Source organism: Agaribacterium sp. ZY112, from assembly GCF_041346925.1.
Taxonomy (GTDB): domain Bacteria; phylum Pseudomonadota; class Gammaproteobacteria; order Pseudomonadales; family Cellvibrionaceae; genus Agaribacterium.
This window is the reverse complement of the sequence record NZ_CP166840.1, coordinates 3,286,332-3,302,642: the sequence shown is the minus strand read 5'-3', so window position 1 is coordinate 3,302,642 and position 16,311 is coordinate 3,286,332. Positions and strand designations below refer to the sequence as shown.

Here is a 16,311-nt window from a genome sequence, read left to right as displayed (position 1 = left end):
AGTGTGTGGAAACAGATAATGATAGTGTGTTGCCAAAACACATAATGATAACGAAGCAGATATGACACATCTTACTTGGGGCATTGTTGGGGCAGGGCGCATTGCCAAGCAATTTGCACAGGACATTCAGTACGTAAGTAATGCCAAGCTACTAGCTGTGGCGGCGAGAGATCTTAAACGCGCTCAAGAGTTTGCCGATGCACACGCTATTGGCACAGCTTATGGCTCTTACGCGGAACTCTTTAACGATCAAACGATTGATGCCATCTATATAGCCACGCCACATAGCTTCCACTTTGAACAAGCAAAAGCCGCAATGCTGGCTGGTAAACATGTTCTTTGTGAGAAACCCATATGCGTTAGCAGTGACGAGTTCAGTGAGCTTGCCGCTGTGGCTAAGGCTCAAGGTGTTTTGTTGATGGAAGCGATGTGGACTTATTTCTTACCTGCGCTGCGTCAAGCTAAACGCTGGGTAGACGAGGGCAAGATAGGCCAGATTAAACACATCAAAGCCGACTTTGGTTATCTCGCCCCCTACGAGCCAAACAGCCGAGAATACGATGCGGCACTGGCCGGAGGCTCTTTATTGGATGTTGGTATTTACCCTTTAGCACTGGCGCTATTTTTTAGTGAGCAAGAGCTAAGCGGCCTCCAGGTTTGTGCAAACCTAGCCGAAAATGGGGTGGATGATGATGTCATCATTACCGCCAGTTCAGGCGATATTAAATTAAGTCTGGCTTCTTCTTTTCAGTGCTGGTTAGAAAATGCAGCCTTTATTGTTGGCGATAAAGGCCGCATTGTTATCCCTAACTTTTTTGCCGCATCACAAGTGCATTTATATAACGAAGACAAACGACTCGAATCGTTTGACGATGGTCGCTCAAGCTTGGGGTATGACTACGAAATACAACACTTTAGCCAACTTGTATTAAATGGCGCTGTTGATAATGACTTTGAAAGCCCAGTTGTGAGCCATAAGCGAAGTTTGATTTTGCAAAGGCAGATGGAAGAGATTAGGGCTTTGTTTTAGGCACGTTTTAAAGTGAATTGCCGTTTGTTATATAAATAAAACGGCCTGATCTAGACTCTCGCGAGATTATTATAAGTTGGCGATAGATATTTCATCTCACACTAAAGTCTAGAAAAGGAGCGTTTGTCTGCTTCTTGCGGAGTCTGTAGCTGTCTTTTTTATTTTTGTACCTCCTCTTTACACTCAATTGCTTATTGAGCAAGTTTTAAATCTTTTCTTGGGCTTGAATGTATTTACATTTTTTTATTTTTGGATGAAACAAATGACAAACTTTAATGTTTTTCACTTGTTTTGATCTTAATGATTGACAGTGTGTCGCATGCTCAGTAAAACGTCGCAATATTTAAATAATGAATGCGCCTGCTTTTAAAAAATATAACTACATTGTATGGCATTCTCTTGCAGTACAAAAAAATACTTGGGTTCTTTTATGCGTCGTAGCTTACTTTCGATACTTTCATTTTTATTGCTGACGTTTATTTCGGTAAATGCTCTTTCCTTCACTCCACCAAAACAAACACCTCCAAACAAACCAGTTGCGCCACCAAATGATGCCGATGGTAATTATACGGTCTCTTGGGATGATCGGGTTATTAACCCTGTTTTGTACGAGCGTTTTAACGGCGGTACTTGGACTAGTGTTTCTACTATGTCACAAGGTGGTAGTAATCCGTATGGTGCTGTAAATAAGCCAGACGGTATCTACGAATATCGAAGTCAAGGATACAATACATCGAGTTGGCCACCAGTCACTAATTACAGTGATATAGCTAGAGTTGTAGTCGCTCAGCCTAATCAGGCCCCTACCATTAGCTCTTTTTCGCCTGTCAATATTGGGGAGGGTAAAGCTACCGGCAGAATTAATTTTACAGTTAGTGATACTCAAACACCTGCAGACAGTCTTTCCGTAGATTACAAGGCAATAAGTACTGTAGCTCAACTAGGTAATGTTGTACTCGGCGGTAGCGGCTCTAATCGTTACGTTGAATTTTTTTCTTTAGTAGATGAAGTGGGTGTCGCGGAGATTGAGATTGCTGTATCTGATGAGAATGGGGCAAAAAGTATATCGACGCTGAACGTAACAGTAACAGCGCTACCGAATGAACCATCGATTACAATTAACGGAAATATACCACTTGAAGAAAATAATAGTGGAAATATTCATTTAACTATAGAAGATAAGTACGGTCCTGAAAACTTGGATCTTTCGTTGCTTGTCTCAGATGAGACATCCAACTTAATAAGTGCTTACGAATTTGAAAAATCACCTTTTGGTGGTGTTTTTTTATTAAAGGTTACCCCAAGTAAAAATGCTTCGGGCCTTATTGATGCAACGATTGTTGCAAGAAACCCAAAGGGCTTTAGTAGTACAAAAGATCTCGAAATTACTATTCGTGAAGGAAATGATGCTCCGCATGTCGAGCCTATTGCTCCTGTGCGACACCAGCATGGAGCCGGTTATGGGTACTTAGGTATGACATTCGAGTTTCACGATGAAGAAACGCCTGTCGAAGACTTAGATTTTACATTAACGAGCAGCAACCCTTCTGTTGTACGTATTGGTGTACAACCCCCTGAAGCTGAAGGGGATAACTGGCGTCTTCTGACTTTAGGTGATGTTGGGGTAAGTACATTGACCGTTAGTGTGTCTGATGGTGTAAACGAAGCAAGTACGCAAACATTCACATTCGAAATATTTGAAGGGGCTCCCCCTGTCCTTAATCAAATTGGGCCCCAGACAATTGCAAGAAATAGTGTGAAAGCGCCAGTTGTGCTTGATATTGTTGCTGGAACTACTCCTGTAGAGGATTTACATATAGAGGCATCTGTTGATGGTATGAGTGAGCAGTTAATACCTAGGGGTGGTTTCTCATCTGGGGTTGTTGACGGTAAAAAAGTTTTGTTTATAAGCCCTCATAAATACACTGTTGGTTCAGCTAGAATTAATGTAAAAGTACGTGGCTTAGTATATACGGTAACAGGCTCTTTTGACCTAGAAGTTAAACCATTACCATTGCTAACACCTACACTTGCAGCTCCATCTTCGGTTACTACAAACACGGTGCCCCTTCATTGGACACGTTCTCAGGGGGCAGAATATTATGAGCTTGATCAATCAAAGAATTCAGGGGCTTGGAGTTTTGTACAACGTATTACGGGTGATTTAGACAAGGTAGACCTTAAAGTCTCTAACAGCGCATCATATTCCTATCGTTTGCGCGCGTGCCAAACTCAAAACATTTGCTCGCAATGGAGTGACACTGTTAGCACATCCGTTTCTTTCAACTCCAATAGTCCAATCGATCCGACTTTTTCAACACTATCACCAGAGTTATCACCGGCGCCGTCATTGGCAAGCATGTCTCATATAGACGAGAGTTACCGAGCATCTGACGCGCTAGATATAACACCAAGTGGTGGCGTTTCATATAACTACCCAATTTTAGTTGCTCCAGGCACTGCGGGTGTGGCTCCTGAACTAAGTATTGCTATGGCGTCTTCTGGTGGTGCTGGAATGTTAGGCAGGGGGGCTAACATTAGTGGATTGTCATCAATTTCTCGTTGTCGTCAAACGGCATTAACCGATGGTCAGTTCAAACCCATTACATGGGGGAGCTCCGATAGATTTTGCTTTAATGGTCAGCGTTTACTGGTAGTTAGTGGTAATTATGGTACTCCAGGTAGTGTATATAAAACTGAAATAGACTCTTATGTAACAATTACTGCGATAGGAGGCAGTTCAGGGCATCCAGATTATTTTGAGCTTAGGGCTAAAGACGGTTCTGTATCGAAGTTTGGTGGTACTGGAAGCCATCCTTCTGAGTTACGTCCTTTAACTAGCAGCGGTACTGCGCCAGACGTGCTGAGTTGGCATCTTAGTACCTTTAAGGATAGTGTAGGTAATGCGATTGACTATGTTTATACCGATGATTCCAATGCTAAAAATTTTCGCATTCAAGGGGTTATTTACGCTTATGGCAATCGTAATTCTGGTGGTTCTAGTGACTTAGGCGGGACAGTAGCCTCGGGAGCTTATATTGAGTTCGATGCTCAGGAAAATCGACACGCTTACAGAAAAAGCTATGTTGCAGGGCGAAGTATTGAATATACGAAAGTTATTTATAAAATTAGTAGTTATGCCGCCCCCGTAAATCAGAGTATGGACATGGGTTCTACGCGGCTATTAAGAGAATATTCTTTTTCCTATGACGGAGCTTGGATTGACGCTATTTGCGAATCAGCCTCGAACATCTCTTCATGTACACAAGCTAATGCGCGTAAAACCTTTGACTGGAGAACCATTAATAATATTGGACCTGGTAGCTCTAGCTGGGTTGATAGTACAAGCAACGCAAGTATTACTCTTGCTTCTGGTGTTAGTCAGGCTCCAGAATTTACTCTATTAGATATTGATGGCAATAGCATATCTGACGTTGTATGGAGTGAGAGGGACGGGGCGTATGACAAAATATATTATGCCTTATCCTCTTCTTCTGGTATCGGCGAAAAAACCTACCTTGCTAGGTTCAATGCGGCCAGTGGTAACGATAAAACGAACATGGTGCCAGTTGATGTCAATCTAGATGGCCGTACAGATTTAGCTGTCAAGTCTGGAGATGATTGGAGATTATTCCTAGCAAAGCCTGATGAAAGCAACCTTGGATCTTGGGGCTTGAGTGGGGTAGCAAACCAATACGAATTTCCGTTTTCTGGTGAGGTCGCTTTAGCTGATTTTGATGGTGATGGTTTTCTTAATGCCATGTCTACTGAAAGAATGTGGGAACTTGAGGCGGGTGTAGGCAGTATAGAAAGTGCGCATTATTATGGTTTTGTTGAACAGTCAGATTACCCATCTCGAAGCGGAAGTGATTATCGTTATACATTAACTAATGGCGAAGAACGCATCTGGAAGGTGAAAAAGCTAAGGCCTATTGGTGATTTAAATGGAGATGGTTTGGTTGATGTTATTACCCTCGAAGCACTTTTTAGGGTTAGCACAGATCACTCCGGTAGAGAGACCCTTACTGATTTAGACTACCAACGTGTTCAGTTAGCAACATATAGTGAAAATAATTTTGATTTATTTAGTGTGCTAGAGAGTGCATCTTCAGATGAGTTTGACGAGTTAGAGCAGTTTTATAATAGTGTTCAGGGTATCGATGTGAATACGGATGGTAATACCGACATTATTTACAATCATGGCCCTATGGACGGTCTGTCTTCGACTGAGAATCTATGGATACTTAAGCGAAGTGATGGCGTGCGCTTAATGACGGGACAAGAAGCGTTTATACCAGGAGACGAACCGCTACAAGCCCCAAGTTTTTCTGATCTTAATGATGATGGTGTATTAGATATCATTTGGCGTAATGATGCCTTAAACCAAATGAAGGTCAGTTTGTGGAATTCGCAGTCTAAAAATTATCAGTATTATTCTACATTTGCTCATAGTGTAGGCAATTTTGACGCGTCTAAAATGTACCTACCTTCGGATGTTGATGGGGATGCATGGTTAGATTTAGTTGTGTTTGACGCAAGCTCCAATCGCATTGATTTTTATCCAAGCTTTCGTGCTGGAGAGGCCAAAATTGGAAGTCTAGTGCAGCTTGATAGCATTAATGGTGGGGGAGAAATCTATTCAAGTACTAAGTTGTCATGGGATACATTAGGTAGGAGCTCACAGTATCGAAGGTTAGATATAGCGGCAAACGTTGTTTCTAACGATGCCTACCAGCGTTGCGTTGATCAGCTTTATGCCTCTAATATTTTCAATCAAGAAATTATTGACAATATGTGTTCATCTACTTCAGGTGACCACCACGATTATGATACCGCCGGTTTTTATAGCGATCTTTACGATCCATTTTCTAATTATGGTTATGGTTATGGTGATGTTTTTAAAACATTGATTACTGACCATGGGCCAATATTAGAAGTTGCGGGTAGTTACCCAGTAGTGACTTCTATTAAAAGCACTGCGCCTTATTATCAACAAAATTCAAATGAGAATGAAATCCGTTATGTCTATCACCAGGCGAGGGTTCAGGCTGGTGGTCGCGGTTGGTTAGGCTTTAAAAAAGTTGAAAAAGTAAATTTACAAACTGAAACTGTTACCAGCACGGATTATCGTCAGGACTGGCCTTTTATTGGTCAGCCCAGTCGTGTAAAGAGCCAGTTGTTAAAAGGTGGTTTAATAGATGACAGTAGTTTTACGTATAGGGTGCATAATGTTGATGAAGGTCAAGCAGGGTTAAGCCGAGACGGGAACGACTATATTCAGCTGCCGTCTTCTTATCGGTCGACCAAAGATTTAGGTCCTCTTCGAGTTTATGTTTCTAACAGTTCTGTGGCTAATTTTGATTTAGACGGGGATGGGAGTAGTTCGGGTAGTAAATTAGTAACCGATGAGACTGAAACAGAAATAGACACTTGGGGTAATGTTACTAAGCTTGTGAGTACAACTAAAATAGGTCACGTAAAAAGCACGCTGGCTTCGGTTACTACACAAAACCACTACTTGGCAGATTACGAGCATTTAGGCCGGTTATCTTGGTCGGAAGTTGATAAGTATCGTTCAGATGCAAGCTCTCAAAATGACAGTACCAAACGCGTCGAATTTCAGTACTACGGAATGGGATGTACTGTCGCCGATACGAGTATAAATACATCGTTAACAGGAATGTTGTGTGAAGAAAAAATAATTGGTGATAATCGAACTTTAACTACACATCACTATTACGATGACTTTGGCAACCCGGCATTTACCAAAACTACGGATAGTGTTAGTTCAGAATTCCGTTTAAGTGCTTTTACTAAATACACTCTGTCAGGCCGTTTCCCTGAAAAGACTTATACGGCATTTCCTTCGGGGGCTACCGGTAGCAACGCATCGAATAACAGTGGTGTTTTTGCTGCATTCCAAATAGAGGCTCAGGCTCAAGATGCAGAAATTCGCTTGGTCGGAGAGGTGGAGCAGCGTAATAAGTATGGTGCAGCATTACGCTCTTCGAGTTATGTAGGAGGCAGTGCTGTTACTGCAACAGCGGCATACACAGATTTAGGCATTAAATATTATGAGGCGGACAGTACAGGCGCTTGGGTACTAACAGAAACCAGCTTGGAAACTTCTAGCTGCGTTGGGTACGGCCAAGTAATAACTGATGCGTCAGGGGCCCGCTCTAGAAAATGCTTTGATGCATTGGGCCGAGTAATCACAAGCGCTAAAAACAACTATAGCGTAGTTAGATCTACAGTAGTAACGCGGTACGATAAACAGGGACGTGCATATAAGGTTAGTGAGCCTTTTCGTTCCGGTTTTAATGACGAGAAGTATTGGACAGAAACAACAGATTACGACGCATTCGGTCGACCTCTTCATGTTGAGTTGCCATATAGTGATGTTGGTGAAGACGGTGGTGAGCTGGGTGTCGCGGCAACGGTATCTACTGTCTACAGCGGTTTTACTACTACCTATATCAACCCTCTTGGACAGCGTCGTGAAGAGCGTAAAAACGGTTTAGGAGACCTCGTTTGGGTCAGAGATGAGGACGGTAGTACAGTCAGCTACGAATATTTAGCCAGTGGCAAGCTACATAAAATTAAACACCCTGATAGTAGTATTGAAACCATTATTTTTTATGATGAGTTTGGAAACAAAACATCAATGTCGGACCCAGATACAGGTGATTGGAGCTATACGTATAACACGTTTGGCGATCTCATTTGTCAGGTAGATGCAGAGGGGCAGGTTCTTAGAAATACATATGACATCTTAGGACGTAAAACGGCAAGTTATTACTTCCACTCTGGAACGTGTAATAACAGTTTAAATAATGCGAACAGTGCTAATTATTTTACTTACGACCTAAAAGCAAACGGTCTTGGTAAGCTAGCTTATGAAAGTAAAAGTGATGGTTTTCAACGTGATTACAGTTACGACTCTTTAGGGCGAAGTAGCGAGGTATCTACTTTTATACCAGCAAGTACTGATGTCGCGGCAGAGACCCATTATAGTAAAACTCTTTATGATGAGTTAGGTCGAGTGAAAGTAAGTTACGATGCAGCTCGTCAAGGCCGAGATTACAGTCATGGTGCTGTGCTTAATCATTACAATGAATACGGTTATCTTTATAAAACAACGAATCTAGATGGCTCTGAAGTTTATTATGAAGTGCATGCCGTTAATGTTCGAGGGCAGGTTACGCAGTCAACGCTTGGGCATAATGTTAGCTTAAGCAGAGAGTACGACGGTTCTTCTGGTCGAATTCGTTTTATGAATACTGATGCAGGGCTTGCACCTATTACCGTGCAAGATATGGAAATGCGTTGGGATGCCGTAGGCAACCTCCTTAAACGATATGACAAGGGGCTTGAGTTTGATGGGTTATATCGCGACATCGAAGAAAGCTATGCTTACGATGATATTAACCAGCTAACTAGTTCAAGTTACCGCGGGGTAATCGGTGAGTATAGCGTTAACAATCAGCAGAATTTATCTTATGACCCGAGTGGGTTGGGTAATATTAGCTACAAAAGTGATGTAGGAGACTATAGTTATTCCGGTTGTAACGCTGGAGTTCATGCTGTTTGTAGTGTCACCAAGAACGGGCAGGTTACCAGTTATAGCTACGATCAAAATGGCCGCATGACCTCCGGTGATGGTAGGGATCTTGGATACACTCTTGCAGGTAAAGTCGCGTCTGTATCTAAAAACGGACATGAAACGCACTTTGATTACGATTCTTCTAATCGACGTTATCGTCGCGTAGATATAGATGCCGATAATAATTTAACGACCACTGTTTACCTTGGCTCAGTGGAAAAAATATATCGTGAAGGTGGTTTGCGTCAGTGGAAGCGCTCATTGCCCGGCGGCGTCTTAATTACCATGGACTACAATGGTCAAGCTTATCAGGGCAGTCGCCTTGTCTATTTGATCAAAGATCACCTCGGCTCAACTACAGCAATTTTAGATGAATTTGGTTCATTGCTACAAACCATGTCTTTTGATTCGTGGGGAGCTCGACGTGACACTATGACATGGCAGCGCATGCTTCAAAATGATGTTGAACGCAGTTATATCACTCGAGCTGAACCTATTAGTAATCGCGGTTTTACTGGTCATGAAATGCTCGATGAAGTGGGCATTATTCACATGAATGGTCGTACCTATGATGCCAAGTTAGCTAGGTTTATGCAGGCCGACCCTTTTGTGCAAGCGCCGACCTTGGCGGGGTCTTTGAACCGTTATAGTTATGTCATGAATAATCCGTTAAACGCTATTGATCCGAGTGGCTTTAACTGGGTGAGTGATCGCTGGCATGCGGCGAAGGATGAGGTGAAGACAGTTGCGACGGTAATTGTGGTTGCTTATCTGACTGTTGTGACTGCTGGAGCTGCAGGGGCTTGGGCCGTTAGCATGGGGGCTCTTAAAGGTGGTTTTATTGCTGGAATGGTTGCTGGTGCCGCAGGAGGTTTTGTGAGTGGGGTATCAATGGCAGCCTTATCGGGAGCGAATTCGGCTGATGCATTAAGGGCTGGCTTTAAAGGTGCGGCAACCGGAGCCTTATTTGGTGGTATTGGTGGGGCGTTTAATCAGCTAGGGCAAACAGGTTCTTTAGGTCATATTGCAGCTCATGGTGTAGGCGGAGGGGTTTTATCAGAGCTTCAAGGTGGTGAGTTTAGAACTGGCATGATGGTTGGTGTGTTTACTAAGTTTATGAGCTCTAATGTGATTAGTAAGGTTGGCGGCGAAGGTTTTAGCAGTATTTTAGGGCGAACCGCTATTGCTTCTGCCGTGGGCGGCACAGTGAGTCAGGCTACGGGTGGAAAGTTTGCGAATGGTGCTAAGACGGCAGCATATGCGCACTTTTTTAATCAGGAGAGTGGGGATGTTTATAAATTTACTAGTGATCGTTTAAAGAGATCTGTATCGTATGCAATTGGTAGAACTGAAGCTGTTGCTACGTTTGATGGTGAAACGAATGGTATAGTCATTAAAAATGAAAAGAGAGGAGGATTGTATAAAATGTCCTCGACTCAAACAGATATCCCAGAAGGATATGAGGTTAGGAGCATTAGTACTAAAATTAATTTCTTTGGTGGAAGTTATGATACTAGAGCAACTATAGAAAATGCTCAGGCATTGGTTGTAACGGAATCAAAATATTCTACCCCTAAAAACTGGAGTTGGTTAGCTGCGCGTGAAGAAGTTCCCGTGTTTACTACTAAGATTGGTGGTCGAGGGGTTACAGTTTGGGAGCCTGATGGGGCTGTGATGCCTGTGGAGTTCAAATGAGTAATTTTTTAAGAGTTATGCTTTTTATAACAATCACATACGTATTGTTGGGGTGTGAAAGTAAGTCAGAAATCACCCCTCTTTCTTTTGTGTCCATCCTTATTAACTATAACGAACTTGATGGTCAGAAAGTAGAGGTGAAAGGTTATGTCTCTTCTCCAACAGGGAATGTGATGCTTTTTCTTACGGAAGATTCTGCTAAGTATAGAGATTTTTCTAGTTCAATAAAGCTGGCAGGGGTTAATGAGACAGATTTAAGTGATTGTCTAAATAGCTTTTCAACCGTGTTTGGTATTCTAGAGGTTTCTGGGGTAAAGAACTCTCAGCATAGGTTGCATGTCTATAAAGTATTTAATGATGTTTCTAATAGTTTATGTTGGAAAATGGAATAAAAGGGACACCCACTAAGTTTACAGTTTCTTTATTTCGTTCTAGCCTTTAGTTAGAATAATAAGGACACCCACTAAGTTTGTAGTTTCTTTATTTCGTTCTAGCCTTTAGTTAACTTGCTTACTAAAGGTTGGTTCGATGACCAAAGCCCGCGAACAACAGATATGTTTAGATGCCACGCCTTACTATCACTGCGTTAGCCGTTGTGTACGTAGGGCGTTTTTGTGTGGCAAAGATCAACTAACAGGTTGTGATTATGAGCACCGGCGTTTGTGGGTCGAGGAGCGTATTCTTATGCTCGCCAAGGTCTTTGCCATTGATGTTTGTGCTTATGCGGTGATGTCGAACCACTATCACGTGGTGGTCAGGGTTGATCGTGATCAGGCGCTTAACTGGAGTGACAAAGACGTTGTTGAGCGTTGGCATCGTTTATACAAGGGCAATTTATTAAGCCAGCGTTTTATTCGAGATGAGTTGTTAGATAAGGCGGAGGCGAAAGTTCTTAGCGATATTATTGCGAATTGGCGCGAGCGCCTTTATAGCATCAGCCTCTTTATGCAGTTAATTAATGAGGGTATTGCCCGTGAAGCCAATGCAGAAGATCAGTGCACAGGGCGATTTTGGGAAGGGCGCTATAAAAGCCAAGCTTTATTGGATGATGTCGCATTAGCTGCGTGCTTGGCTTATGTTGATTTAAACCCGGTGAGAGTAAAAATGGCTCAAACTCCAGAGGCATCGGAGCATACCAGCATCAGGCGTCGCATCAAAAAAGCTAAAAAATCCAGAGCTCCAAATCAGCGCCGCCAACAAACTTCCGATTTACTACCGTTTGTAGGCAATCCAAGACTTAACATACCCAAGGGCCTACCTTGGCGTTTGAGCGATTATTCTGAGCTGCTTGATTGGACTGGTAGGCAGTTAAGACCTAAAAAAAGGGGGCTTATAGCCGAAGGGCTACCTCCCATCCTTGAACGTTTGAATATCGATGCCAAACGCTGGCTTTGCATTGCGACAGAATTTGAGAGCCGCTTTAAAGGTTTGGTCGGCCGCAGTCGCTCGGTAAAAAGTCTTGTTGCTGATTTTTCTCAAAAGCAGGTTTCATGTGTCTGCAACTGTAAGGCCTTGCTTGGCGAGTAGTCGTTTCGAAAGTAAGTTTATGAGAACGCTATAACTTTGATGTTTTATGTGCTTCCGGCGCGTGTGGCAATAATTTATGGATAAGTGGTCGGTGGATGTTTTTTTATCTTTTATTTTTTGGAAGGATAACGCACTTCACTATTAGAATTAGTAGCCGATCAACTGCCGAGTAATAACTCATCTCACGTTGCTATACGCCAGCTTCAATGTGAAAGTGCACCAGCAATTTTATTAAAGCTCTAGCCTTTACCTATTCTCATACATCCGAATAATCCAATAAGGAACTCACTTTTCCCGCCCTTATTCTTCAAATAAAACACTACTGACAATAGGGTGTCAGTAGCTCTATTTTAAACTCTCCATCTTTCTCCGGCGGCCTTGCCGGAGTCATTCATAAATGGAGAAATTACCATGGAAAATAATACGTACCACCAAGCCGTTTGGTTTGAAATCCCAGTAACTGATTTAACTCGAGCTATACGCTTTTACGAACAGGTGCTGAGCATAGACATTTGTGAGCAAGCGATGGATGAGATAATGCTAGGCTTATTTCCTCATGATGATAAGTCTTCTGTATCAGGAGCACTTATCTGCGGTATGGAGCTGAAGCCATCTAGTGATGGCAGTATTGTTTATTTAAACGGAGGGGATGACTTAGGTGTCGCCTTATCTAAGGTTGAAGCAGCCGGCGGTAAGGTTTTAATTCCGAAAACGCATCTGGGTGATGAAATTGGCTATATCGGGCATTTTATTGATTCAGAAGGTAATCGCATTGGGCTTCACTCCATTCAATAAATCACTTTTGTTTGTGCCTAATCTAATTAGGCTGGCTAGGAGCATATTGACAGGGCTTAAACCTTATTTCGAAAAGTCTGAGCTGAGCCTTTAAATAAAGGCCTCTTTTGACGAGATTAATTTAAGTGCTTAAGTAACTCACTTAAATGTTACATAGCCTTGTAAATGATCTAGGTAAATAACGCGGTAAGAGCCAGAAGTTAACGCTCTTACCACGTGGCCATCTCTTATTTGATCGTTACCTTAACTGCGGCCGAACTATGCACGGCTTTTTCTTTGGCTTCATCAATGCTTTCGCCTAGTGCTAATGCCACACCCATTCGGCGCTTACCGCTGACTTCTGGTTTGCCAAAAAGTCGGAAGTCGGTATCGGCTAACGCCAGTGCTTGATCTAAATTGCTGTATTCAATGTCTTTCCCTTCACCTTCAACCAACAATACACGTGATGCGGCTGGGCCGTATTGGCGAATATTGGGAATAGGCAAACCCATAAAGGCGCGAGCGTGTAGAGCAAACTCACTGAGGTTTTGGCTGATTAAGGTCACCATACCGGTATCGTGAGGGCGTGGTGAGACTTCACTAAAAATGACCTCTTCACCTTTAATAAATAACTCAACACCAAAAATACCGTAACCACCTAACGCGTCAGTTACCTTTTTGGCGACTGCTTCACTGCGTTCAAGTGCCAATGCTGGCATTTGTTGGGGCTGCCAACTCTCTTGATAGTCGCCGTCTTCTTGTCTGTGGCCGATCGGTGCGCAGAAAGAGGTGCCGCCCGCATGGCGGACAGTCAGCAGGGTGATTTCAAAATCGAAATCAACAAAACCCTCAACAATGACTCGGCCACCGCCAGCGCGGCCGCCTTCTTGAGCGTACTTCCAAGCCGGTTCAATATCGGCCTCAGATTTCAGTAGGCTTTGGCCCTTGCCAGATGAGCTCATAATAGGTTTGGTAAGACAGGGTAAGCCGATCTCCATCACTGCAGTTTTAAACTCTTCCAATTCGCTACAGAACTTGTACGTGGAGGTTGGCAGGCCCAGCTCTTCAGCGGCTAAGCAGCGAATGCCTTCACGATTCATCGTCAACTGAGCCGCGCGCGCGGTTGGCACCACGTTTAAACCTTCCGCTTCAAGTTTCACCAGTAGGTCGGTGGCAATTGCCTCAATTTCAGGTACCACAAAGTCGGGTTTTTCTTTCTCAATGACTTCTTGCAGGGCCTTTTCATCGAGCATAGAAAAGGCATAGGACCTGTCTGCAAGCTGCATGGCGGGAGCATTTGCATAGCGATCACAGGCAATGACCTCGGCGCCAAGTCGTTTACATTCAATAACCACTTCTTTAGCCAGCTCTCCGGCGCCTAACAATAAGACCTTGGTAGCTGTACTGGAATACGGTGTGCCTATTTTAAGCATGCTGGGGTTCCTGAAATAGAGAATTGGCGGTAGGAGTCAAAGTAGGGGGGATTATATTAAATACTGCCATTGATGCCCAATAGCTTATTTATCGCATGAAAAACGAGAGCGTTGTTCTGTGATTGGCGCGTTTCACCAGCTTCTAGCTGTTTTTGAGCTTACGCAGTTGTCATAGTGAGGTGATTTTGTTGTTGATAGGCTTAAGAATTGATGCTTTCCACTTACTTAGTGCTGTTCTTATCCCGTGTTATAGCCTCCTATCATTTTTTAGCTAATGTTATTTGCATTTAAGCGAAAGCCTAAGCCGTGTATGGTTTCAATAATGCTGTCGTTGTGTACTGTTTTTAAGGCTTGCCGCAATATGTAGATATGACTTCGAATACTGTCGCTCTCTGGTGGATTCCCTTGCCAAATGGTTTCTTCTAACTCAGCTCTACTCACTATTTTAGGGTGAGCAAGAACCAGGGTATGTAATATACAAAAGCCCATTTGCGTTAATGTAAGTTCTTGAGTATCAAAAAAGGCTCTTCTACTTTGAGGTTGTAAGTGAAGTTTTTCTAATATTAAATGTTCATTCAATACGCCGTTTGCACGATTTACAATGGCATTTATTTTTAGTTCGAGCTCTTGAAGATCAAAAGGTTTGACTAAATAATCGTCAGCACCACTGCTATAGCCCTCTACTTTATCCGACATTGAGTCACGTGCAGTTAAGAATAAGATTGGGCTAGAGCAGTTGAATTTATTTCTTAAGGTTCTTGCCAAAGTAAAACCATCCATACCAGGCAGCATTACATCAAGAAGTAGTACGTCGTAGCGGAATGTTTTAATGAGATCTATTGCCTGTAATGCAGAGCTTACATGATCTATTTCGTGTAGGCAGGTTTGCATGAAAATAGAAATATTTTCTGCTAGATCTATGTTATCTTCTACTAAAAGTATACGTATTTTATTACTCATCGTTAAACTCAATTTTAACAAGAAAACGGTATGCAGTATGGTGAATTAATAGATCCCACTTTAATACTTTACATATTTTATCAATAATGGTTAACCCTATACCTGAGCCATGAGGTTTACTGTTGTCCCTAACTTGGTTAACAAAGTATAATCTTTTAGCGGATATAGACACATAAGCACTACCTTTACTGTGTATGTTGATGTTACGTATGATGTTTTCAAATAGACTATAAATTAGCCTTGCTGATACCGTTTTTCGGCATACCGATTGCTCCTTAATAGACCACTGTGTACTTTCTCCAAGTGCTTCACAAACTTCTTTAATTACGGTTGTGATATCGATCGGTTTTTTATGTGTTCTTAAATTTTCTTCTCTGCTGAGTTCAAGAAAGATATCAGTTAGCTCTTCCATTTTTATGACTGATCGTTGCATCTTTTCTTTTAAGGCGATTAGCTGATGCTGTGGTGTATAAACATCCATTAGCGTGAGTGAGGTTTTCATTATGCTGATGGGGGTTCTAAGTTCATGGCTTACCGTACGAGTAAACTGCTGTTCTCTTTTTAAAAACTCCTCAAGGCGACTTAAGTTTTCCGAGAAGAGGTGCTCAAGATACTCAATTTCTGTGTGTTGTGGTTCCTGTGTTTGATGAGCGGTTATGCTAGATTTCAATAAGCGCCTTACCAGCCTACGAATAGGCTTGATAATAAGCGAGTTTAATGCATGGCTTAAGATGAGGCTTGCGACTAAAGTAATTAGTAATAGAGCCCATATTAGGGTTAGCAGTTCTGTCTCTCTTAAGTCTAAAGGGCTGTCACTGGACTTGATGGAGAGATACCAGTGTTGGCCTTGATCTTGTGTGTGTAGTAGGTGTATGTGGTCAAACTCATAAAAGCCCTCATCTAAATCAATTGGCCAATCCTTTTGTGGCTGCCTGTCTATAGTGACAAGTCCGTTGTAGCAAGGGCAGTGAATTAAGGTATTTTGACTTTGTCGTTTCTGCCACGCTAAAGTTAGCAGTTGGTTATAAATAGCATCTTCACCACGGTAGCTTATAAATAGCAAAAAAAGTGAATAGCTTAGCGCAATGCTAAATGAAAAAATGAGTAAGTAGGCTCTTATTTTATGTTTTAGGGTCATAAAGAAGAACGAGTCCTTAGGTTTATATTACTCAGAAATAAAAAATAGCCGCTCGTGTGTACGAGCGACTGGGAAAACCTATTGATGCTTGAGTAGCAGGTTAACACTTAAACAGTGTTAAATGGCAGGCTTTAATTCTGTGCTTAGATTT

At 42.4% G+C, this 16,311-nt stretch carries 8 protein-coding genes; 5 read left to right on the top strand and 3 right to left on the bottom strand.

The features are described 5' to 3' along the window. Positions 1-61: 61 nt before the first annotated feature. The 5 genes from AB1S55_RS14315 to AB1S55_RS14295 all read left to right on the top strand — a co-directional run bounded on the left by AB1S55_RS14315 (position 62) and on the right by AB1S55_RS14295 (position 12,650). The gene (locus tag AB1S55_RS14315; RefSeq protein WP_370978860.1) at positions 62-1,030 is read left to right on the top strand and encodes a Gfo/Idh/MocA family protein; all 969 of its coding nucleotides are present in this window, start codon (positions 62-64) and stop codon (positions 1,028-1,030) included. Between the two features lie 430 nt (positions 1,031-1,460). Further along, on the top strand, positions 1,461-10,328 hold the full coding sequence (locus AB1S55_RS14310) for an RHS repeat-associated core domain-containing protein (protein ID WP_370978859.1): 8,868 nt from the start codon (positions 1,461-1,463) through the stop codon (positions 10,326-10,328). Then, on the top strand, positions 10,325-10,720 hold the full coding sequence (locus tag AB1S55_RS14305; RefSeq protein ID WP_370978858.1) for a hypothetical protein: 396 nt from the start codon (positions 10,325-10,327) through the stop codon (positions 10,718-10,720). Before AB1S55_RS14310 ends, AB1S55_RS14305 begins: the two co-directional genes overlap by 4 nt. Before the next feature lie 136 nt (positions 10,721-10,856). Next, positions 10,857-11,855 (top strand): transposase, encoded by a 999-nt coding sequence (locus AB1S55_RS14300; protein ID WP_370978857.1) that lies wholly within the window; start codon positions 10,857-10,859, stop codon positions 11,853-11,855. Between the two features lie 411 nt (positions 11,856-12,266). Then, positions 12,267-12,650, top strand: coding sequence for a VOC family protein (locus AB1S55_RS14295; RefSeq protein WP_370978856.1), 384 nt, complete (start codon positions 12,267-12,269; stop codon positions 12,648-12,650). 227 nt (positions 12,651-12,877) lie between these two features. Here AB1S55_RS14295 and purT read toward each other — a convergent pair whose 3' ends face one another. The 3 genes from purT to AB1S55_RS14280 form a co-directional block, all read right to left on the bottom strand. Further along, positions 12,878-14,062, bottom strand: coding sequence for a formate-dependent phosphoribosylglycinamide formyltransferase (gene purT, locus AB1S55_RS14290; RefSeq protein ID WP_370978855.1), 1,185 nt, complete (start codon positions 14,060-14,062; stop codon positions 12,878-12,880). 267 nt (positions 14,063-14,329) lie between these two features. Further along, entirely contained in the window at positions 14,330-15,022 is a 693-nt protein-coding gene (locus tag AB1S55_RS14285) for a response regulator transcription factor (protein WP_370978854.1), read from the bottom strand. After that, a complete protein-coding gene (locus AB1S55_RS14280; RefSeq protein ID WP_370978853.1) occupies positions 15,015-16,160 on the bottom strand; it encodes a sensor histidine kinase in 1,146 nt (381 codons plus the stop codon). The genes AB1S55_RS14285 and AB1S55_RS14280 overlap by 8 nt, the downstream gene beginning before the upstream one ends. Positions 16,161-16,311 lie beyond the last annotated feature (151 nt).